The sequence below is a fragment of the Pseudomonas sp. LBUM1643 genome (assembly GCF_059716215.1).
The window spans coordinates 2,889,817-2,910,615 of the sequence record NZ_CP166813.1 but is presented as its reverse complement, the minus strand read 5'-3'; the positions used below and the strand labels follow the sequence as shown (position 1 = coordinate 2,910,615).

The following is a 20,799-nucleotide window of genomic DNA, read 5'->3' as shown; positions in this document are numbered from 1 at the left end:
TTTTTATCCTCAAATGATCTCAAGCGCAACGAAACAGAGAGAAATATTCTTCTTGCGCCGGCCTATGATTGTTGTAGGACAAGATTTCTTCCACAGAAGAAAGACGGTCAGCTCACTACAAGAAATTCACAAGATCGAGCGTAGAAGCCATGAACCAAGCGTACGAACCGCTGCGCCTGCACGTTCCCGAACCCTCGGGCCGTCCAGGGTGCAAAACCGACTTCTCCTACTTGCGTCTGACCGACGCCGGTACGGTGCGCAAACCCCCTATTGACGTAGAACCTGCCGACACGGCCGACCTGGCCAAGGGCTTGATTCGCGTCCTCGATGACGAAGGCAACGCCCTCGGCCCATGGGCTGAAGGGGTTCCGGTCGAGATCCTGCGCAAAGGCATGCGTGCCATGCTCAAGACGCGCATCTTCGACAACCGCATGGTGGTCGCCCAGCGTCAGAAAAAAATGTCGTTCTACATGCAAAGCCTCGGCGAAGAAGCCATTGGCAGCGCCCAGGCCCTGGCCTTGAACATTGACGACATGTGCTTCCCGACTTATCGCCAGCAGAGCATTCTGATGGCGCGGGAAGTGCCCTTGGTAGACCTGATCTGCCAACTGCTCTCCAACGAACGCGATCCCCTCAAGGGCCGCCAACTGCCGATCATGTACTCGGTCCGCGATCACGGGTTCTTCACCATTTCCGGCAACCTCGCCACTCAATTCGTACAGGGCGTGGGCTGGGGCATGGCCTCGGCGATCAAGGGCGACACCAAAATCGCCTCGGCCTGGATCGGCGACGGCGCCACCGCCGAATCCGACTTCCACACCGCCCTCACCTTCGCCCACGTTTACCGCGCCCCAGTGATCCTGAACGTGGTCAACAACCAATGGGCCATTTCCACCTTCCAGGCCATCGCCGGGGGCGAAGCCACTACCTTTGCCGGTCGTGGCGTTGGCTGCGGGATTGCCTCCCTGCGGGTCGATGGCAACGATTTCGTCGCGGTCTATGCCGCGTCCGCCTGGGCCGCCGAACGTGCGCGCCGCAACCTCGGGCCGACCATGCTCGAGTGGGTCACCTACCGTGCCGGTCCGCACTCCACCTCCGATGATCCTTCCAAATACCGTCCTGCCGACGACTGGAGCTACTTCCCGTTAGGCGACCCGATTGCGCGCCTCAAGCAGCACCTGGTGAAAATCGGTCAGTGGTCCGAAGAGGAACACGTCGCAGTCAGCGCCGAACTGGAAGCCGAAGTGATCGCCGCGCAGAAAGAAGCCGAGAAGTTCGGCACCCTGGCCGGTGGCCAGATTCCAAGCGCCGCGACCATGTTCGAAGACGTTTATAAAGAGATGCCGGAGCACTTGAAGCGCCAGCGTCAAGAGTTGGGGATCTGACATGAACGATCACAACAACAATATCGAGCTGGAAACCGCCATGACCACGACCACCATGACCATGATCCAGGCCCTGCGCTCGGCCATGGATGTGATGCTTGAACGTGATGACAACGTTGTGGTCTTCGGCCAGGACGTCGGTTATTTCGGCGGCGTGTTCCGTTGCACCGAGGGTCTGCAGACCAAGTACGGCACCTCGCGGGTGTTCGACGCACCTATTTCCGAAAGCGGCATCGTCGGCGTTGCCGTAGGCATGGGCGCCTACGGTCTGCGGCCAGTGGCGGAGATCCAGTTCGCCGATTACGTTTACCCGGCATCGGACCAGATCATTTCCGAAGCCGCCCGCTTGCGCTACCGCTCGGCGGGCGAATTTACCGCTCCGATGACCCTGCGCATGCCTTGCGGCGGCGGCATCTACGGCGGCCAGACCCACAGCCAGAGCATCGAAGCGATGTTCACTCAGGTCTGCGGCTTGCGCACCGTCATGCCTTCCAACCCGTACGACGCCAAAGGCCTGCTGATCGCCTCCATCGAAAACGATGACCCGGTGATCTTCCTCGAGCCGAAACGCCTGTACAACGGCCCGTTCGACGGTCATCACGACCGCCCGGTAACCCCGTGGTCGAAACACCCTTCGGCACAAGTGCCTGACGGCTACTACACCGTGCCGCTGGACGTCGCAGCCATTGCCCGTCCGGGCAAGGACGTGACCATCCTGACTTACGGCACCACGGTGTATGTGTCGCAAGTGGCTGCTGAAGAAACCGGGATCGACGCTGAAGTCATCGACCTGCGCAGCCTGTGGCCGCTGGACCTGGAAACCATCGTCAAGTCCGTGAAGAAAACCGGCCGTTGCGTCATCGTTCACGAAGCGACCCGTACCTGCGGTTTCGGCGCTGAACTGGCCGCGTTGGTGCAAGAGCACTGCTTCCATTACCTAGAAGCGCCTATCGAACGCGTCACCGGTTGGGACACCCCTTACCCGCACGCGCAAGAGTGGGCGTATTTCCCTGGTCCGACCCGTGTGGGCGCGGCTTTGCATCGGGTTATGGAGGTCTGAATGGGCACGCACGTTATCAAGATGCCGGACATTGGCGAAGGCATTGCAGAAGTCGAGTTGTCGGTGTGGCACGTCAAGGTCGGTGACCTGGTCGTAGAAGATCAGGTACTGGCGGATGTCATGACCGATAAGGCGATGGTCGATATTCCATCGCCGGTTCACGGCAAAGTGATTGCGCTGGGCGGTGTGCCAGGCGAAGTCATGGCCGTTGGCAGCATCCTGATCAGCATTGAAGTCGAAGGCGCGGGCAACGTTAAAGAGTCTGCCCAACCTGCGGCGGCTGTCGTTAAAGAAGCCCCTGTTGCGGCCAGCAAAGTCGAAGCCGTGGTGGCGAGCAAACCGGTCGCGGCTGCAGCGCCGCGCCCTGCTGTCGCCCAAGGCCCGATGGTTGCTCGCGAGGCCGATGAGCGCCCGCTGGCGTCCCCGGCCGTTCGCAAACATGCACTGGACCTTGGCATTCAACTGCGTCTGGTGCGTGGCACCGGCCCTGCGGGCCGGGTACTGCACGACGATCTGGACGCCTATCTGGCTCAGGGACAGTCGAATGCCTCCAGCGTTTCCACCGCTTACGCCCAGCGTAACGACGAAGAGCAGATTCCGGTCATCGGCATGCGACGCAAGATTGCCCAACGCATGCAGGACGCTACTCAACGCGCCGCACACTTCAGTTATGTCGAGGAAATCGACGTCACTGCGGTGGAAGAACTGCGCGCCCACCTGAACGAGAAACACGGTGCGACTCGCGGCAAACTGACCTTGCTGCCGTTCCTGGTTCGCGCCCTGGTTGTCGCCCTGCGGGATTTCCCGCAAATCAACGCCCGTTACGACGACGAAGCCCAGGTCATCACCCGCCTCGGCGCCGTGCATGTGGGCATCGCCACCCAAGCCGACATCGGCTTGATGGTTCCGGTGGTGCGTCATGCGGAAGCCCGCAGCTTGTGGGACAACGCCACCGAAATCTCACGCCTGGCGACCGCCGCGCGCACCGGCAAGGCCAACCGGGACGAACTGTCCGGTTCGAGCATTACCTTGACCAGCCTGGGTGCACTGGGCGGCATTGTCAGCACTCCGGTACTGAACCTGCCGGAAGTGGCTATCGTCGGCGTGAACAAGATCGTCGAACGTCCGATGGTCATCAAAGGCCAGATCGTGATTCGCAAGATGATGAACCTCTCCAGCTCCTTCGATCATCGCGTGGTCGATGGCATGGACGCGGCGCAATTCATCCAGGCCGTACGTGGCCTGCTCGAACAACCCGCCACCCTGTTCGTGGAGTAAGGAACTGCAATGCAAACTCTAAACACAACACTGCTGATCATCGGTGGCGGTCCCGGCGGCTATGTCACGGCTATTCGTGCGGGCCAACTGGGCATTCCGACCCTTCTGGTGGAAGGCCAATCGCTGGGCGGTACTTGCCTGAACATCGGCTGCATTCCGTCCAAGGCGCTGATCCATGTGGCCGAGCAGTTTCACCAGACCCGGCACCACAGTGAGCATTCAGCGCTGGGGATCAGCGTTTCGGCACCAAGCCTGGACATCGGCAAGAGTGTCGAATGGAAAGACGGCATCGTTGATCGCCTTACCACCGGCGTTGCTGCCCTGCTGAAAAAGAACAAGGTACAGGTCATTGAAGGCTGGGCCCGCATCATCGACGGCAAGACCGTCGAAGTGGGCGATACGCGGATCCATTGCGAGCACCTGGTGCTGGCCACGGGTTCGAAAAGCGTGAACCTGCCAATGCTGCCGATTGGCGGGCCGGTCATTTCCTCCACTGAAGCCCTGGCGCCGACGTCCGTGCCCAAGCGTCTGATCGTCGTGGGTGGCGGTTACATCGGCCTGGAACTGGGAATTGCTTATCGCAAGCTGGGTGCGGACGTCAGCGTGGTCGAGGCGCAGGATCGCATCTTGCCCGCGTATGACGCGGAACTGACCCAACCAGTTCACGAAGAACTGAAAAAACTTGGCGTAAAGCTTTACTTGAAGCACAGCGTTGAAGCCTTTGATTCACAAGAATATTTTCTTAAGGTTCGTGACCCGAACGGCGGCACTGTCAGCCTTGAAACCGATCAGGTACTGGTCGCGGTCGGGCGCAAACCCAATACCCAGGGTTTCAACCTGGAAGCGCTGAATCTGGACATGAACGGCTCCGCGATCAAGATCGACAATCGCTGCCAGACCAGCATGCGCAACGTGTACGCCATTGGTGACTTGAGTGGCGAACCGATGCTGGCCCACCGGGCAATGGCTCAAGGCGAGATGGTCGCCGAACTGATCAGCGGCAAATCCCGCGAGTTCAACCCGACCGCTATCGCCGCCGTGTGCTTTACCGACCCGGAGCTGGTGGTGGTTGGCAAGACGCCGGATGACGCCAAGGCTGCTGGCCTGGATTGCATCGTTTCCAGCTTCCCGTTCGCCGCCAATGGCCGAGCAATGACACTGGAGTCGAAAAGCGGCTTCGTCCGGGTCGTAGCGCGGCGTGACAACCATGTGATCGTCGGCTGGCAGGCGGTGGGTGTCGGTGTGTCGGAGTTGTCGACCGCGTTCGGCCAGAGCCTGGAAATGGGTGCACGACTGGAAGACATCGCGGGCACCATCCATGCGCATCCGACGCTCGGTGAAGCCGTCCAGGAAGCCGCGCTGCGTGCCCTTGGCCATGCGCTGCATCTGTGATTCAAAACAATGGATGTTGGCAGAGATGGCCTCATCGCTAGCAGGCTAGCTCCCACATTTGGAATGCGTTCTCCTGTGGGAGCTAGCCTTGGGGTATGCATTGCATCTGTGATTCAAAACAATGGATGTTGGCAGAGATGGCCTCATCGCTAGCAGGCTAGCTCCCACATTTGGAATGCGTTCTCCTGTGGGAGCTAGCCTGCTGGCGATTTCTTGAGGTCCACTCGATTTATCTGTCTGTCATCCGATAGTCCGGGCTGCGAAACAGGCCCGGAATGAAGTATTGTTGTCCCCATCCAAAAAAACGTCAGAAGCCTTGAACCGCTTTGGCGGTTGTTCAGTGATAGAGGGTGTCATGGGTAACGAAAGCATCAATTGGGACAAGCTGGGTTTTGACTACATCAAGACAGACAAGCGTTTCTTGTCGTACTGGCGTGACGGTTCCTGGGACAAAGGCACCCTGACCGAAGATAACGTGCTGCACATCAGCGAAGGCTCCACTGCGCTTCACTATGGTCAGCAATGCTTCGAGGGCATGAAGGCCTATCGTTGCAAGGACGGCTCGATCAACCTGTTCCGCCCGGACCAGAACGCCCTGCGCATGCAGCGTAGCTGCGCACGTCTGCTGATGCCGTTCGTGGAAACCGAGCAGTTCATCGAAGCCTGCAAGGAAGTGGTTCGCGCCAACGAGCGTTTCATTCCGCCTTACGGCACCGGCGGCGCGCTGTATTTGCGTCCGTTCGTGATCGGCGTGGGTGACAACATCGGCGTGCGTACCGCCCCCGAGTTCATCTTCTCGATTTTCTGCATTCCGGTCGGCGCCTACTTCAAGGGCGGCCTGACTCCGCACAACTTCCTGATCTCCAGCTTCGACCGTGCCGCCCCTCAAGGCACCGGCGCGGCCAAGGTCGGTGGCAACTACGCCGCCAGCCTGATGCCAGGTTCCCAGGCCAAGAAGGCGCACTTTGCCGACTGCATCTACTTGGACCCGATGACCCACTCGAAAATCGAAGAAGTCGGTTCGGCCAACTTCTTCGGTATCACCCACGACAACAAGTTCGTCACACCGAAGTCGCCTTCCGTGCTGCCGGGCATCACCCGTCTGTCGTTGATCGAACTGGCACAATCGCGCCTGGGCATGGAAGTGATCGAAGGTGATGTGTTCATCGACAAGCTGTCCGACTTCAAGGAAGCCGGTGCTTGCGGTACCGCTGCGGTGATCACACCAATCGGCGGCATCAACTACAACGACAAGCTGCACGTATTCCACAGCGAAACCGAAGTCGGCCCGGTCACCCAGAAGCTCTACAAAGAGCTGACCGGTGTGCAAACCGGCGACATCGAAGCGCCAGCCGGCTGGATCGTCAAAGTCTGACCTGACACCCGCGCCATCGAAACCCTCCATCTGCCTCGGCAATGGAGGGTTTTTTATGAGCCCTGATCTTGCTTGTGGGCGCCCGCCCCGATGCGTTTACCCGCCCTGCCCTTGATTCCGCTGGCTTGGCCGTCTTGCTGCTTGCCGGTTCTCGCCTGGGAAATCAACCCGGGGATCAATGCCCCCTCAGGCAGATTCTTCCAGAATCGCGCCGGCAGATGCCCTTGCATGACAGTCGGGTTGAGCCGTGCCGGGTTGAAAATGTGGCTGTAGTACGTCAGCCACATGTCGCTGTGCGGGTCTTCGACGTTTTGCGCCAGTTGCTGCCATTCCACCGGACACTGGCGCTGGTGGATCAACTGCTGGCCGTCGTAGTAAACCCCGTCCCTGGGCGTTGCGATCATCCAGCGATCGCGCCCCATGCGACCAATGAAATGTTCGCTGGCGCTGTGGAGGATGTCATGGGCCGGCTCATGCCAGGCCACGTACTGCGGGCCTTCGTTTTCAGGCATCGCAACGAACCTCACAAATGCATGTAAATGATGAGATTCCCGCTGTATCTGTTTGATTCTTCTCTGTAATTCACTGCCTAGTTTATCGCCAGCCATTATCGCTGTACGGTCACCGTGGCTGACTCGCCACAGCACTTCATACAGCAGGCTCCAACGCTGATCGCCGCGATAACGCGCCGCGCGCTCAAGCGTGTCGAGCAGCGTTCGCGGTATCCGAGCCAGAAACGGGCCCTGTGTCTTGGGCAGCACGTCATCGCTGCCGAACAAATCCGACACGCCCTCACTGGCCCAGCTCACCTGGCTCGGATCAACTTCATGACTCAGCAGCCAGCGCGCCTGCCCGCGCCAGGTATCGAAGAGGTCATCGCAATCAAGATGGATCATCCCCACAACCCCATTTGCTGCGGCTGCGGCCGGTCGCGCAGTTGTTGATAGAGCAGATGACTGGTGACTTCGGCCTGCTGCGGATGGTAATCGCTGGTGATAAAGAAGGGTTTGGCTTTGGTCAGCACGCAGCGCATGCGCGCCAGGTCTTCATAGCGGATGCGTCGCTGACGGCGCAGTTCCACCAGCCGTTCGGCAGTGCGCAGGCCGATCCCGGGGATGCGCGCGATCAACGAGGGCTCGGCACTGTTGAGGTCCAGCGGAAAAACTTCCCGATTCTGCAGCGCCCAGGCCAGCTTTGGATCAATGTCCAAGGCCAGGTGCCCGGGCCCTTTGAACAACTCACCCGCGGTAAAACCGTAGCTGCGCAACAGAAAATCGGCCTGGTACAGACGGTGTTCACGCATCAGGGGCGGCGCGGCCAGCGGCACGCTCTTGGGGCTGTTGGGGATCGGACTGAATGCCGAGTAATACACACGGCGCAGACGGAAGTTGCCGTAAAGCGCCTGGGCGCTGTGAAGAATGGTGCTGTCATCGGTGTCATCGGCGCCGACAATCATTTGGGTGCTCTGCCCGGCCGGGGCGAACTTCGGCGATCTGGGCTCGTTCAACACGGTTTGAACGCCGGTATAGATGGTCTGCATCGCCTGCTTGATCGAGCCCAGCTGTTTTTCCGGGGCCAGGGTTTGCAGGCTGGCATCCGTGGGCAGCTCGATGTTGACGCTCAGCCGGTCGGCATAGCGCCCGGCTTGCTCGATCAACGCCGGGTCGGCTTCGGGAATCGTCTTGAGGTGGATATAACCGCGAAACTCATGGTCTTCACGAAGCGACTTCGCCACGCGAATCAGCTGCTCCATGGTGTAATCCGCCGAACGAATGATCCCCGAGCTGAGAAACAACCCGCTGACGCAATTGCGTCGATAGAAATCCAGGGTCAGCGTGACCACTTCTTCTGGCGTGAACCGCGCCCTCGGCACGTCGCTGGACCGGCGGTTGACGCAGTACTGACAGTCATAGAGGCAGAAATTGGTCAGCAGGATTTTCAGCAGGGATACGCAGCGCCCATCTGGCGTGTAGCTGTGGCAGATACCCATCCCGTTGGTCGAGCCCACACCACTTTTGCCCTCGGAACTGCGCTTCGGCGCACCACTGCTGGCGCAGGACGCGTCGTATTTGGCGGCGTCGGCGAGAATGCTGAGTTTGTCGATGAGTTCCATGGGGGCACGCCACTTACTGTTTGGATATACAGTATAGGTTCGATACTCCAGGAACAAGCCATCAAACAGCCCTTGGTCTGATTGTGGGCCGTTGAATCCAGAAACGCGGGCTACACGCTGTTCTCGACATCGGCACTGGCAGCAATGCCAACCAGTGCATTGAACTTACTGTCATCCAGAGGGCAACTCAGGTAGTACCCCTGACCTTCGTCACACGAGACTGTTTTGAGCAAGTTCAGGTGTTCGGCCGTTTCGATGCCCTCTGCCGTGACCGTAAGCGATAAAGCGCGCCCCAGCCCTACAATTGCCTGGATGATAGCCTTGTCATCGTCGCTTTCGTCGAGCCTGCTCAGGAAGCTGCGGTCTATTTTCAACCCGTCGAACGGGAATGCCCGCAGGTAGCTCAACGATGAATAACCCGTCCCGAAATCGTCCATGGCGATCCGCAACCCAAGGCGTTTCAGTGTGTGCATCACCTCAAGAGCACCCTCGGTGTCTTCAAGCATGACGCTCTCAGTAATCTCAAGCTCTACTCGGGCAGGGTTGATTCCAGAACTGTGCAGTGCTTTCTGAACCCGCTCCACCAGATTGCCGCGCTTGAATTCGGTAGGTGACAGGTTGACTGACACGAACAGATTTTTTGGCCAGCGTGCAGCGCTACTGCACGCCGCATCGAGCACCCAGTTACTCAGGGAAAGGATCAGCCCGGACTCCTCGGCAATAGGGATAAATACGTCAGGTGGTATCAAACCTCGCACAGGATGCTGCCAGCGCACCAACGCTTCGGCGCCCACCATCTGGCCGTCAGCGATTCGATAGCGGGGCTGGAAATGCAGCCGCAGTTCACCGTGCTTAATGGCAAATCGCAAATCGTTTTCCAGACCACGACGTTCGATTATCCGGATGTTCATGTCGCCCGCGTAGAATCGCCAGGTGTTCCGACCTCCGGTCTTGGCCTCGTACAGTGCAATATCCGCATAACGAAGCAATTCAGCAGCCTCGCAGGCGTCATTGGGTGCCATCGCGATCCCCATACTGGCACTGACGAACACTTCCTGATCATCAATCCTTATAGGGCCTTCGATAGAGTCTATGAGGCGCTGACAGAGTGCCTCGACCTCTTCCTGGGAGCTCATGTCGGTGAGGATCAGCACGAATTCGTCTCCGCCGACGCGAGCAACCAGATCCCCGTGACGAACACAGTCTGCCAGGCGGCTCGACACTTCGTTGAGTACCAGGTCACCTGCCGCATGCCCGAGCAAGTCATTCACCGGCTTGAATCTATCCAGGTCCAGGCTGAGCATCACCAAAGGTTGCTCGACGGTCGGCATCGCCTTGAGTTTACCGTCCAGAAACTCCCGTAGACGTGTTCGGTTGGGTAAGCCAGTCAGGGCGTCGTGCTGAGAGAGAAACTCGATTCGCCTACGGGCTTCGACTTCTTCGGTCACGTCCGTCGCCGTGCCGCGGAACCCTTTAATCGGCATACCTCGCGCTGAAAGCCGCGTGATGCGCTCCCGCCCCTTGGTATCAACGTATTGGCACAGGAGGCTGATAGCAGGGCGTCGATTCGGGATAGCGAGCCACTGGGACAATGACCCCAGTTCAGTGCTCAACAGATCATTGATCGCCTGACCGATCCAGGCGGCCCTGGTGAGCCCTGTGACGACTTCGAATCGTTCGGACAAATAGGTGAAACGCCAGTCCTCGTCAATTTCCCACACCCAGTCTGAACTGGCTTCAACGACGTCGCGAAAACGTGCTTCGCTGATGGCGAGTGAGTCCTGGCTGTTCTGCAGAGAGGCATAGCTCGCGTCCAGCGCGAGTGCTCCTGCGGTCGTGCGACGCAAAATGACGAAGGTCATAAAGCCCACCAGAAGTGCACCGAGACCGATAAATGGCAGTCCTGTCCCCAGTAATCGCCGTCCGGGCTTCTCCGGCGTCCAGCGCAAACTGCCGGCGGAACCGTCTGCGCCCAATGGAAAGGCCGGCGTCCCGCCGACTTCGTCGTCAGTGGCGACGTGCAAGTCTTCCACGCCGAAATCACTGCCTATCGACTCGAGCTTGGCGCGGTCCAGAAAGTCTACGAAAATCAGCACCGAGGGCAGCCGGTCATCACGCATCACTGTCGGGTCGGTGCCCGGTGTGATCGCGGCGGCTGCGACAAGCGCTGGCACCCCTCCCACGTTTATAAAAGTTGTGATCGTCGTTTCAGTTTCGGCCCCTGCGCGGGCTTTATCGAGAATGTCCGACACGGACTGCTGGAGCCAGTCTCCGACTTCTACAGCCTCAAGCTCACCGTTAACGACTGAATAGACCGTGCGATTGGCATCGTTGACAACGAACAGCCCCCGAAATCCAAAATCCGTATAAAGCGTCGGTCCCACATTTTGCCGCGTGAAAGCCCAGTCGGCGTCCACTTCGACATGCAGGTTTCGGTAGGCATCGCCCCAAAACGCGTAATCCTTAATAGTCGAGCGCGATGATTTTTCCAGCGCTTGCACAGCCTTCTGCGTGTAGAAAGCACTTTCCCGTTGTTCCGTTCGGTCCAGGTCACGGGCCAGATAAAACAGTGAGTAGCTGGCAAGTAAAAACACCGCGGCCAATAAACCCACAAATTTGAGCAGGGAGGTTCGCGCCAGCGACAAGCTCGAGGTATCGGCGCGGGCGACACCGTTTGAATCGAGTTTCGGCGTCATGGTTGCCTTCTGATTGATGTAGCAATTCGGTGACATAGAAGGCTATCGGCTGCGTTAGCAAAATGATGAGACAGCGCCTAAGGCGTGGAACTGACGGTGACGCGCCGTTTTGACTCGTCTGGCAAGACCTGACCGGCTCTCGCTGGAGGAGGCAGTTCAACATCAAACCGGCTGCTGATTGCCTTGCGCCCCACCGCCGTCAACGCCAATGCCCGACTATCCAGGTCCTGCGTCACCCATTTGCGCTTGATCGCCGTTTGCAGCAGGGCCGCACCCAGCGCGCCGCCCAGATGCGGGCGCCGCATGCTCCAGTCCAGACAGGGACAAGCAAATCGACGGCGCAACAGAGCCAGTGCCTTGACTTCAATGCCCAAGCCCTCGAACGCCCCTTCGCCCCGCTCGCTCAACTGATAGTCCTCTTCGTCGGTCGCCACCAGCCAACCCGCCTCGAGCATCCGGTCATGCAGCAGCACCGCCAGCGTACCGGCCATGTGGTCATAACAGGTGCGGGCAAATTGCAGGCGATCCGGCGTGCGCGGACTAAAGGTTGGCGCGGCGTTCTGGCTGATCACCATCAACGCTTCCAGCGCCTGGGCAACTCGCTTGTCGGCCAGGCTGTAATAGCGATGCCGCCCCTGAATGTGCAACCGCACCAGCGCCAGCTCCTTGAGCCTGGCCAGATGCGCACTGGCCGTGGACGCACTGACCTCGGCAATCGTCGCCAGCTCGGTGCTGGTCCGCGCGTGGCCGTCCATCAATGAACAGAGGATTTTCGTCCGCGCCGGCTCCGCAATGGCTGCAGCGACGTGTGAGATGCCGATGTCATGGTGTTCTACGTTCATATTTCGCTCCCGGACGAATCAAGGCCGTTCCGAACTGAAGATAGTAGCAACACTTTTCAACCTCAGAACAAGGCTGCGACCCATGGACGCGATCATCGCTGCGACTCATCCCGATCCTTATCCCTACTATGCACAACTGCGCGCCGAGGGCGGACTGGTTTTCCATCAAGGGCTCAACCTGTGGGTGGCCAGCAGCGCCCGAGCAGTGGCGACGGTGTTGGCACATCCCGATTGCCATGTTCGCCCGTCCAATGAACCCGTACCCAAAGCGCTCATCGGCGGGATGGCCGGGACCGTTTTCGGTGAGTTGATGCGCATGAACGACGGCGAACGCCAGCGTTGCCCGAGGTCATCGATTCAACCCGGATTGGCGCTGGTTGATATGGACGAAGTAAAAACACTGATAGCCGCTCGATTGATCACGCCTGACGCTGAGGGTCTGCATAACGCCATGTTCCGTGGACCGGTCTGCGTGGTTGCGGCGCTTCTGGGCTTCTCCCCCGCTCAAGGCCGCGCCATCAGCGCACTGACAGCCGACTTCGTGGCCTGCCTGTCGCCCTTGAGCGATCAAAAGCAACTGGCTGCGGCACAGACCGCAGCCGAACGGCTCAACGGTTACTTCACAGAATTGCTGGATGACCCGCACAACCGAAGCGCCCTGCTAGCCGGCATCCGCCAACGCTTCGCCACGACAGAGGCCACTCCGCAAACGCTGATCGCCAACCTGATCGGACTGTTTTCACAAACCTATGACGCCACTGCAGGCTTGATCGGCAACACCTTGCTGGCACTGATTCTAGATCCGGCGCTGCCCCGTGATTCAACAGGGATCGACGACTTGATCGCCGAAACCCAACGTTTCGATCCACCGGTACAAAACACCCGCCGCTTCGTCGCCGCACCCTGTGAGATCGATGGCGTAAGCATGAATACCGGGGATGTGATCCTGGTGCTGCTGGCGTCAGCCAATCGGGATCCCCGGTTAAACGACACTCCTGATGTGTTCATGCTTGAGCGTCCGGATCGTCGAAGTTTTACCTTTGGTGCGGGAAGTCATCAATGTCCGGGGCAGGTGCTGGCGATGGAAATTGCCGGTGCGACGGTGAGGGAGGTTTTGGCGGTGAAGCTTGATCTGGGGCGATTGAGTTGGGAGTATCGGCGTTCGGTTAATGGGCGTGTTCCATTGTTCAAGTAGTGGCCGGGCAACTGAGCGTGTATGTCTGCCCTCCCTTCAACAGGGGCAATATTCTGGATGAAAAAAAGTGAGCTTCTTCTATAAAAATCCATCGATGAGTCACGAAGAAACCACAACTTTTCTCATGAGTGACGTGGAAACGGATGTTGCCGCGGCTTTGGTTTCAATAGGGTTAAACGAACAGGATGAAGCCTGGGCTCAAAATACTTGCCTGGAATACATGAGTAGAGAAAACCAAACAATCGTTTCGGCCGCCGTGTGTGCAGTGGGCCATTTAGCTCGCAGGCAGGTCGAATTGGACGTAAAGGCGGTGGACTCTGCACTTAGCAAAGCGAAGAAGAAATTTCCGGCCCTTGAGGGGATTGTCGCTGACGCTCTGGAGGATATTGCGCTTTTTACATGAGCTCTCAGGTCGGTTTCAAAATGTCGTCGGCTGCAGCATGCGCCGGAACTTTTCGGTGCGAGACAGTGAAAGTTCTGGAAGATCCTGGGCACCTTCCATCGTCCTTTGACTGGACAGATCAAAGTCAAAAGATCGCAGCCTGCGGCAGCTCCTACAGGAGTATGCGTATGCTTCTGCGGAGTGGGCAACCCGGCATGGATGCCGGGTCAACCCCGACAATCAATCTTCCCGCGTCAACACTTCCAGCAACTCAATCTCAAATATCAGATTCGAATTCGGCGTAATCAACCCCATGGTCCGCTCGCCATAACCCAGGTGCGCCGGCACCAGCAATTTGCGCTTGCCGCCCACCTGCATCCCCATGATTCCTTGATCCCAGCCCTTGATCACGCGCCCTGTCCCGATCACACACTGGAAAGGCTTTCCTCGGCTGTAGGAAGAATCGAATTCGGTGCCATCTTCGAGCCAGCCACGGTATTGAGTTGTGATCAAAGCGCCCTTCACAGCCGCTTTGCCATCACCCGGTTCCAAATCGATAATCTGCAATTGGTCATTCATACGGCTTACTCGTCCACTGTCTGTCGCCCGGTTCGTAACGGGCATGGACGCAGGTTTTCGCAGAATCGGACGCCGTTGGCAATCCATGGAACCGAATCCTCAAACGTTCGCTCACATAAGTATCGACTTCGCACTCGGGAAAGGACGCTCTGATGAACGACTCACGATCACTGTGCAGCTTCATTCCTCCCTACATTCTGCACCGCATTATTGCCCATGGCTCCGAGCGGCAACGCGCCAGTGCACGGGTCACGTTGACCCATGTGCGCACCCTGCGCCACGCACCCTTCCCACCGGTACGCGCTCCCGTCGCGACAATGCTGCCACCCTCCACCCAGCCCGGTGTGGTGCAACGCAGCGTCCATGATGCTCAGGGGAAGATGCTCTTGCCCGGGATGCCGGTGCGTGTCGAACGCCAGCCACCGACGGGAGATCCGGCGGTCGATGAGGCCTATGACGCGTTGGGCGCCAGCTATGATTTCTTCTGGAAGGTGCTCGAACGCGACTCGATCGACAACAACGGAATGGCGCTGATTGGCAGCGTGCACTACGGCCAGGACTATGAAAATGCGTTCTGGAACGGTGCGCAAATGGTGTTCGGTGATGGCGACGGCGAGATTTTCGAACGTTTTACGCGCTCGCTGGATGTGATCGGCCACGAGCTGTCCCACGGTGTGATTGAAAGCGAAGCGGGCCTGATCTACAACAACCAGTCCGGAGCGTTGAATGAATCGATATCGGATGTTTTCGGGGTATTGATCAAGCAGCATGTGCTGGGCCAGACCGCCGAAGAGGCAGACTGGCTGATCGGCGCCGACTTGCTGACACCGCAGATAAAAGGCGTCGGCTTGCGCTCGATGGCTCATCCCGGTACGGCCTATGACGACCCGCTACTCGGCAAGGACCCGCAACCAGCGCACATGAGCAAATTTGTCATCACCCAGGAGGACAACGGAGGTGTACACATCAACTCCGGGATTCCCAATCGGGCGTTTTATCTGGCGGCACAGGCGTTGGGCGGCTTCGCCTGGCAAAAAACCGGTCATATCTGGTACGACGCGCTGTGCGACCAGCGCCTGAACAGCGAAGCCTCGTTCAGTGAATTTGCAGCGTTGACCGTTGAGCATGCCTTGCAGCGTTTTGGCACGGAAGAAAGGCAGGCTGTGGCGCAGGCCTGGTCTGATGTCGGTGTTGAACTCAACCGGGAGAAACCATGAAAACCCTGCCTGCATTGGGTGACGATGCGGTTATTCACCTTTCCCGTCAGGGCGGTGTGGCCTCGATCCACGCCTTGACGCGTCCGCGCAGTATCGATTTCGCGCAGTGCGACATCAGCCAGCGCACGCGCATCTGTTCATTACTCGAAGGCTGCCTGCCCATTGCAGATTCGTCTTCGGGCCGCAGTGATCAGCGCTTCTATGAAATTGAAGTGCACTACCGCAGCGGCGAGCAAGCTGACCGAATGGTGCTGAAAGTACCGGAGGACCGGGCACCGGGTGACCTCGTTCACCTGTGGGACAAAGGCGAAGTGTTGTGAGGCTGATATCCGATGGGCACGCAAAGCCAGGCGCGCTCTCGTGGCGAGGGAGCTTGCTCCCGCTGGAGGGCGAAGCCATCCTCTTAGTCTCGATACGCAACTAAAAGACGGGGCCACTTCGCGCCCCAGCGGGAGCGAGCTCCCTCGCCACAGGTTTAATCCAGGATCACTGGATAGCTTGCATCACTCATGCAAGCGACCCTGCCCGCACTGCAGCGTTATTTCTCTACCGGCGTGACGTCGATGATCGTGCCGTTGGTGATCATTACCATCATGTATTTGTCATTGATCTGCACCCATTGCGCCTGTTCTTTCGGGGCAGCCAGGCCTTTTGCTTTCCAGTTTTTCAGGGCTTTGTCGCTGCGCTGATAGACGTCCGGCGCGCGGTCGCCGACGACCAGCTCGCGGCTGTTGTTAACGCCGGGCTGTACGGTTTTCTGCGGTGGGTCATCCGCTTGAACGATGGGGTTGATACCGGCAACGCCTGCGGCAATGGCCAGGGCGGCGATCAAGGTTTTGCTGTTCATGGGTGATCCTCCAAGGATGTGTGGTACGTGAACTCCGACTGCACGCAGACGAAATCATTCATTCACGTCGAATTGATTTAACGCCGTACACACGACGCGCCATTCTTACAATCATTGCGGCCAAAGCTGACGCATGCCGTTACACCCTTTATCCTTGTCCCCCGCCGTACCGAGTTCTGGAGTCAGTCATGCCCCACGAAGGCAACCTGTTACAAGCCGCTGTTGTGTTTCTGTGCGCGGCGGTGCTCATCGTGCCCCTGGCCAAGCTTCTGCAACTGGGGGCTGTGCTGGGTTATCTGTTTGCCGGGGTAATCATCGGTCCGTCGGTGCTGGGCCTGATCGGCAATCCGCAAAGCGTCAGCCACATTTCCGAACTCGGGGTGGTGTTGCTGCTGTTCATCATCGGCCTGGAACTGTCACCGCGACGGTTGTGGGTGATGCGCAGATCGGTGTTTGGCGTCGGTCTGGCGCAAGTGCTGCTGACGGGCTCGGCGATTGGCCTGACGGCGTTATTCGCGTTCGGCCAACCCTGGAACAGCGCGATTGTGCTGGGCCTGGGCCTGGCTTTGTCCTCTACTGCGTTTGGCCTGCAAAGCCTGGCCGAGCGCAAAGAGTTGACCAGCCCCCATGGGCGGTTGGCGTTTGCGATTCTGTTGTTCCAGGACATTGCCGCGATCCCGCTGATCGCCATGGTGCCACTGCTGGCGGGAGGCGATCACGTCACGACCGCTGCCGAGAACCTTAACCTGGGTTTGCGCGTGTTGGGCAGTATCGCTGTGGTGGTGATCGGCGGGCGGTATCTGCTGCGCCCGGTGTTCCGCGTGGTGGCGAAAGCCGGTTTGCCGGAGGTTTCCACCGCCACGGCGCTGCTGGTGGTCATGGGCACGGCGTGGTTGATGGACCTGGTCGGTATATCCATGGCGCTGGGAGCGTTTCTCGCTGGCCTGCTGCTGGCGGACTCCGAATATCGCCATGAACTTGAAGCGCAGATTGAACCCTTCAAGGGTCTGTTGCTGGGGCTGTTTTTCATGAGCGTCGGCATGGGCGCGAACCTGAGCCTGCTGCTGAGCGCACCGATCACGGTGTTGGGCCTGACGCTGCTGCTGATCGCGATCAAACTGCCGCTGCTGTTCCTCGTGGGTCGGCTGGCCGGTGGCTTGGGCAAGGTCAGTGCGATCCGCCTCGGTATCGTGCTGGCGGCGGGCGGTGAGTTTGCGTTTGTGGTGTTCAAGATTGGCCGTGACAAGGGTCTGTTCGAGCCGCATCTGTACGACATGCTGGTCCTGACCATCACCCTCTCGATGGCTGTGACGCCGCTCCTGTTGCTGATCTGCGCACGACTCGTCAGCCCGAAGGTGCAGCCGGTGGACGTGCCGGAGAAATTTCGTGAAATCGATACCGACACGCCACGGGTGGTGATCGCCGGTATGGGCCGCATGGGGCAGATCGTCGCGCGTATCCTGCGGGCGCAGAACATCAAGTTCGTGGCGCTCGACACCTCGGTGGAAACCATCGAACTGTCGCGCAGCTTTGGCGGCGTGCCGGTGTTCTACGGCGACCCGATGCGCCCGGAAATCCTCAGCGCGGCCAAGGTCGAGCAGGCAGAATACTTTGTCATCGCCACCGATGACCCGGACACCAACATCAAGACCGCCGAGTTGGTGCACAAGCTGTATCCGCATATCAAGATCATCGCCCGGGCACGTAACCGCCAGCACGTTCACCGGTTGGTAGACCTCGGTGCGGAGGCCATTCGGGAAACCTACTATTCGAGCCTGGAAATGAGCCGGCGTACGCTGGTCGGTTTGGGACTGACCCAGGCCCAGGCCGATGCGCGGATCAAGCGCTTCAAGCACCACGATGAGCAGGTGCTGGAAGCTCAGCACGCGATTTATGACGATGAAGCAAAAGTGCAGCAGTCGGCGCAGGAGGCTCGGGCGGAATTGGCGAAGCTGTTTGAATCCGATCAATTGGAGGAGCAGGAAGCGGGCAAGGCCAAACTGTTGCGGTGAAAAGTCCGGCCCCATCGCGAGCAGGCTCGCTCCCACATTTGATCAGCAATGAACACTGGATCTGCGTCCAACACACATCCCTTGTGGGAGCGGGCCTGCCAGCGATGGCGGTGTGTCAGACGATGATGATGTTGATGTTGATGTTGATGTTGAAGTTGAAGGTGCGGGAACGATAACGCGGTACTTCAGGTAAACCCCATTCCAAGGAACGCACGATGACCGATCAACCCTCGCCGGCCCTCAAGGAAATCTTTAACGCCGAGCGCCTGCAGCACATCGCCGCCGAAATGACCGCTGTGTACCCGGCGTTCAACGCCAAGGCGTTCCTGAAAATGGCCAATGAAGGCCTCGCCGAACTGTCTATCATGCAGCGCATGGCCAGGGTCAGCGAGTGTCTGCATGCGGTGTTGCCACTGAGCTACGAAGATTCCCTGACCGTCCTCCGCGACCTGGCGCCACGCCTTAACAGCGGTTTCGTCAGCATTTCTTTACCGCATTACGTCGCCACGTACGGGAGCCACACCTTCGATACGTCCATGGAGGCATTGAAGTACTTCACCGCGTTCGGTTCATCCGAGTTCGCGGTCCGGCACTTCCTGCGCAGCGACGTCGAGCGCTCCCTCGCGGTCATGCACCAATGGTCGCTGGATGACAATGAACACGTCCGGCGCCTGGCCAGCGAAGGCAGCCGACCGCGCCTGCCCTGGTCTTTTCGTCTGGAACAGATCCAGGCCAACCCGGCGCTGGCTTCCGCGATCCTCGACAACCTCAAGGCCGACGACAGTCTTTACGTGCGCAAGTCGGTGGCCAACCACCTCAATGACATCACCAAGGATCACCCCGAGTGGGTGCTGGACCTGATCGAAGGCTGGCCGCTGGACAACAAGCACACCGCCTGGATCGCCAAACATGCGTTGCGCAGCCTGATCAAACAGGGCAATCAGCGGGCGCTGGCGATCATTGGCGCGGGCGGCAAACCCGAGGTCGAAATCACCCAGGTAAAGGTCGAACCGCCGGTGATCAGGCTCGGGGAGACAATCACGCTGTCCTTTGCCGTGAAATCCACGGTCGAGACCAGCCAGCGATTGGTGATCGACTATGCCATCGACTACGTCAAAGCCAACGGCAGCACCTCGGCGAAGGTGTTCAAGCTCAAGGCGTTGACGCTGCCGGGCGAATCGACGGTAATCGTCAGCCGCGGACAGCAGATCAAGGAACTCACCACCCGCCGGCATTACGCAGGCAAGCACGCGGTGCACATCCTGGTGAATGGCGAACGCCTGGCCAGCACGTTGTTCGAGATCCTCGACTGAAATCCGTCCCTCTGTAGGAGCTGTCGAGTGGAACGAGGCTGCGATCTTTTGACTTTGGCTTTTAAAAGCAAGATCAAAAGATCGCAGCCTCGTTCCACTCGACAGCTCCTACAGGGGAGTACGTCTGTTAGGTCGCGCTTGCATTCATGCCCAGCAACAGCGCCTGCTCACGCTCACACAACTCCACCACATAATCCCACAACACCCGCAGCCGCACCGATTTGTGCAACTCGCGGCGGGTGCTGATCCAGTAGCTGCGCAGAATGCTTTCCTCAGGCAGTAACGGCACCAATCCCGAGTCGGCGCTGGCCATGTAACACGGCAGCACGGCGATCCCCAGTCCCGAGCGCGCCGCCTGTTGCTGAGCGATGACGCTGGTGCTGTGGAAGACCACCTGCGGATTGCGGCAGAAGCTGTTGAGGAACATCAATTCCTGGCTGAACAACAGGTCGTCGACGTAGCCGATCCAGGCGTGGCGTCCAAGGTCTTCACGGCTGCGCAAGGGCGGCGCACGGTCGAGGTAATCCTGGCTGGCATACAGCGCCAGACGGTAATCAGTGAGTTTGCGGGTGACCAGCATGTCCGCCGCAGGGCGTTCGAGGTGGATGCTGATTTCGGCTTCGCGATTGAGGATGCTGACGAATCGCGGCACCGCGACCAATTCCACTTCCAGCCCCGGATAACGTTCGAACAAACCGTTCATGCGACTGGCGAGAAACATGATGCCCAGCCCTTCGGTCACGCCAACGCGAATCTTGCCCAGCGGCGCCGTGGACTGGGTGATTTCCTCCTGGGCCAGCAGCGCTACGTTTTCCATCGCTTCGGCATGTTTAAGCAGCGCTTCGCCGGCCGGGGTCAATTCGTAACCTTGGGCGTGCTGCACGAACAAGGCGGTGTCCAGGCTCTTTTCGATGGCTTCAATGTGCCGGGCCACCGTGGCGTGGGTGGTGTTCAAGCGCCGGGCCGCCGTCAGCAACCGCCCGCTGCGCTGCAACTCAAGAAAAAACCGCAGGTCATTCCAATCGAACATGAATCGTCCTTAGGGCTACGCTGTTTAAAAACGCACAGCGGCTGCGCAAAAACTAACATTCTTTAAACGAAAGCTAACAACTA

At 58.9% G+C, this 20,799-nt stretch carries 18 protein-coding genes; 11 read left to right on the top strand and 7 right to left on the bottom strand.

Features of this window, described 5'->3' with window-relative positions; translation table 11 throughout:
- Positions 1–149 precede the first annotated feature (149 nt).
- The 5 genes from ACA063_RS13180 to ACA063_RS13160 all read left to right on the top strand — a co-directional run bounded on the left by ACA063_RS13180 (position 150) and on the right by ACA063_RS13160 (position 6,490).
- Positions 150–1,385: a 3-methyl-2-oxobutanoate dehydrogenase (2-methylpropanoyl-transferring) subunit alpha gene (locus ACA063_RS13180; RefSeq protein WP_162439979.1), complete on the top strand. Its 1,236-nt coding sequence runs from the start codon at positions 150–152 to the stop codon at positions 1,383–1,385.
- Between the two features lies 1 nt (position 1,386).
- Complete coding sequence (locus ACA063_RS13175; RefSeq protein ID WP_045057695.1) at positions 1,387–2,445, top strand: alpha-ketoacid dehydrogenase subunit beta; 1,059 nt, start codon at positions 1,387–1,389, stop codon at positions 2,443–2,445.
- Complete coding sequence (locus ACA063_RS13170; RefSeq protein ID WP_497666222.1) at positions 2,446–3,723, top strand: dihydrolipoamide acetyltransferase family protein; 1,278 nt, start codon at positions 2,446–2,448, stop codon at positions 3,721–3,723.
- 9 nt (positions 3,724–3,732) lie between these two features.
- Positions 3,733–5,115: a dihydrolipoyl dehydrogenase gene (gene lpdA, locus ACA063_RS13165; RefSeq protein ID WP_497666221.1), complete on the top strand. Its 1,383-nt coding sequence runs from the start codon at positions 3,733–3,735 to the stop codon at positions 5,113–5,115.
- 355 nt (positions 5,116–5,470) lie between these two features.
- Positions 5,471–6,490, top strand: a complete 1,020-nt coding sequence (locus ACA063_RS13160; protein ID WP_497666220.1) for a branched-chain amino acid aminotransferase — start codon at positions 5,471–5,473, stop codon at positions 6,488–6,490.
- 53 nt (positions 6,491–6,543) lie between these two features.
- On the opposite strand, the gene ACA063_RS13155 is transcribed toward ACA063_RS13160, so the two are convergent.
- From ACA063_RS13155 to ACA063_RS13140, 4 genes are all read right to left on the bottom strand, one after another.
- Positions 6,544–7,386 carry a TIGR03915 family putative DNA repair protein gene (locus ACA063_RS13155; RefSeq protein WP_497666219.1) on the bottom strand — a complete coding sequence of 281 codons (843 nt, stop codon included), beginning with the start codon at positions 7,384–7,386 and terminating at the stop codon, positions 6,544–6,546.
- On the bottom strand, positions 7,383–8,603 hold the full coding sequence (locus ACA063_RS13150; protein ID WP_497666218.1) for a putative DNA modification/repair radical SAM protein: 1,221 nt from the start codon (positions 8,601–8,603) through the stop codon (positions 7,383–7,385). The genes ACA063_RS13155 and ACA063_RS13150 overlap by 4 nt, the downstream gene beginning before the upstream one ends.
- A 110-nt stretch (positions 8,604–8,713) precedes the next feature.
- Complete coding sequence (locus tag ACA063_RS13145) at positions 8,714–11,299, bottom strand: bifunctional diguanylate cyclase/phosphodiesterase (RefSeq protein WP_497666217.1); 2,586 nt, start codon at positions 11,297–11,299, stop codon at positions 8,714–8,716.
- A gap of 77 nt (positions 11,300–11,376) precedes the next feature.
- A complete protein-coding gene (locus tag ACA063_RS13140) occupies positions 11,377–12,141 on the bottom strand; it encodes an ArsR/SmtB family transcription factor (RefSeq protein ID WP_497666216.1) in 765 nt (254 codons plus the stop codon).
- Between the two features lie 82 nt (positions 12,142–12,223).
- On the opposite strand from ACA063_RS13140, the gene ACA063_RS13135 reads away from it, so the two are divergent.
- Both ACA063_RS13135 and ACA063_RS13130 read left to right on the top strand, forming a co-directional pair.
- A complete protein-coding gene (locus ACA063_RS13135; RefSeq protein WP_497666215.1) occupies positions 12,224–13,336 on the top strand; it encodes a cytochrome P450 in 1,113 nt (370 codons plus the stop codon).
- A gap of 67 nt (positions 13,337–13,403) precedes the next feature.
- A complete protein-coding gene (locus ACA063_RS13130; RefSeq protein ID WP_497666214.1) occupies positions 13,404–13,739 on the top strand; it encodes a hypothetical protein in 336 nt (111 codons plus the stop codon).
- Between the two features lie 219 nt (positions 13,740–13,958).
- On the opposite strand, the gene ACA063_RS13125 is transcribed toward ACA063_RS13130, so the two are convergent.
- A complete protein-coding gene (locus ACA063_RS13125) occupies positions 13,959–14,297 on the bottom strand; it encodes an FKBP-type peptidyl-prolyl cis-trans isomerase (RefSeq protein ID WP_497666213.1) in 339 nt (112 codons plus the stop codon).
- Between the two features lie 152 nt (positions 14,298–14,449).
- On the opposite strand from ACA063_RS13125, the gene ACA063_RS13120 reads away from it, so the two are divergent.
- Positions 14,450–15,514, top strand: coding sequence for a M4 family metallopeptidase (locus ACA063_RS13120; protein WP_497666212.1), 1,065 nt, complete (start codon positions 14,450–14,452; stop codon positions 15,512–15,514).
- The gene (locus ACA063_RS13115) at positions 15,511–15,834 is read left to right on the top strand and encodes a protealysin inhibitor emfourin (RefSeq protein WP_497666211.1); all 324 of its coding nucleotides are present in this window, start codon (positions 15,511–15,513) and stop codon (positions 15,832–15,834) included. The genes ACA063_RS13120 and ACA063_RS13115 overlap by 4 nt, the downstream gene beginning before the upstream one ends.
- 218 nt (positions 15,835–16,052) lie before the next feature.
- Here the strand turns inward: ACA063_RS13115 and ACA063_RS13110 are convergent, their stop codons facing one another.
- Complete coding sequence (locus ACA063_RS13110) at positions 16,053–16,361, bottom strand: RcnB family protein (RefSeq protein ID WP_497666210.1); 309 nt, start codon at positions 16,359–16,361, stop codon at positions 16,053–16,055.
- 188 nt (positions 16,362–16,549) lie between these two features.
- On the opposite strand from ACA063_RS13110, the gene ACA063_RS13105 reads away from it, so the two are divergent.
- Positions 16,550–18,373, top strand: coding sequence for a monovalent cation:proton antiporter-2 (CPA2) family protein (locus ACA063_RS13105; protein WP_497666209.1), 1,824 nt, complete (start codon positions 16,550–16,552; stop codon positions 18,371–18,373).
- A 215-nt stretch (positions 18,374–18,588) separates the two neighbouring features.
- On the top strand, positions 18,589–19,686 hold the full coding sequence (locus ACA063_RS13100) for a DNA alkylation repair protein (RefSeq protein WP_497666208.1): 1,098 nt from the start codon (positions 18,589–18,591) through the stop codon (positions 19,684–19,686).
- A 127-nt stretch (positions 19,687–19,813) separates the two neighbouring features.
- Here the strand turns inward: ACA063_RS13100 and ACA063_RS13095 are convergent, their stop codons facing one another.
- Positions 19,814–20,716 carry a LysR family transcriptional regulator gene (locus ACA063_RS13095; RefSeq protein WP_497666207.1) on the bottom strand — a complete coding sequence of 301 codons (903 nt, stop codon included), beginning with the start codon at positions 20,714–20,716 and terminating at the stop codon, positions 19,814–19,816.
- Positions 20,717–20,799 lie beyond the last annotated feature (83 nt).

Coding starts and splice junctions, on each gene's coding strand:
- ACA063_RS13180 (WP_162439979.1), top strand. CDS start 150: ATGAACCAAGCGTACGAACCGCTGCGCCTGCACGTTCCCGAACCCTCG.
- ACA063_RS13175 (WP_045057695.1), top strand. CDS start 1,387: ATGAACGATCACAACAACAATATCGAGCTGGAAACCGCCATGACCACG.
- ACA063_RS13170 (WP_497666222.1), top strand. CDS start 2,446: ATGGGCACGCACGTTATCAAGATGCCGGACATTGGCGAAGGCATTGCA.
- lpdA (WP_497666221.1), top strand. CDS start 3,733: ATGCAAACTCTAAACACAACACTGCTGATCATCGGTGGCGGTCCCGGC.
- ACA063_RS13160 (WP_497666220.1), top strand. CDS start 5,471: ATGGGTAACGAAAGCATCAATTGGGACAAGCTGGGTTTTGACTACATC.
- ACA063_RS13155 (WP_497666219.1), bottom strand. CDS start 7,386: ATGATCCATCTTGATTGCGATGACCTCTTCGATACCTGGCGCGGGCAG.
- ACA063_RS13150 (WP_497666218.1), bottom strand. CDS start 8,603: ATGGAACTCATCGACAAACTCAGCATTCTCGCCGACGCCGCCAAATAC.
- ACA063_RS13145 (WP_497666217.1), bottom strand. CDS start 11,299: ATGACGCCGAAACTCGATTCAAACGGTGTCGCCCGCGCCGATACCTCG.
- ACA063_RS13140 (WP_497666216.1), bottom strand. CDS start 12,141: ATGAACGTAGAACACCATGACATCGGCATCTCACACGTCGCTGCAGCC.
- ACA063_RS13135 (WP_497666215.1), top strand. CDS start 12,224: ATGGACGCGATCATCGCTGCGACTCATCCCGATCCTTATCCCTACTAT.
- ACA063_RS13125 (WP_497666213.1), bottom strand. CDS start 14,297: ATGAATGACCAATTGCAGATTATCGATTTGGAACCGGGTGATGGCAAA.
- ACA063_RS13120 (WP_497666212.1), top strand. CDS start 14,450: ATGAACGACTCACGATCACTGTGCAGCTTCATTCCTCCCTACATTCTG.
- ACA063_RS13115 (WP_497666211.1), top strand. CDS start 15,511: ATGAAAACCCTGCCTGCATTGGGTGACGATGCGGTTATTCACCTTTCC.
- ACA063_RS13110 (WP_497666210.1), bottom strand. CDS start 16,361: ATGAACAGCAAAACCTTGATCGCCGCCCTGGCCATTGCCGCAGGCGTT.
- ACA063_RS13105 (WP_497666209.1), top strand. CDS start 16,550: ATGCCCCACGAAGGCAACCTGTTACAAGCCGCTGTTGTGTTTCTGTGC.
- ACA063_RS13100 (WP_497666208.1), top strand. CDS start 18,589: ATGACCGATCAACCCTCGCCGGCCCTCAAGGAAATCTTTAACGCCGAG.
- ACA063_RS13095 (WP_497666207.1), bottom strand. CDS start 20,716: ATGTTCGATTGGAATGACCTGCGGTTTTTTCTTGAGTTGCAGCGCAGC.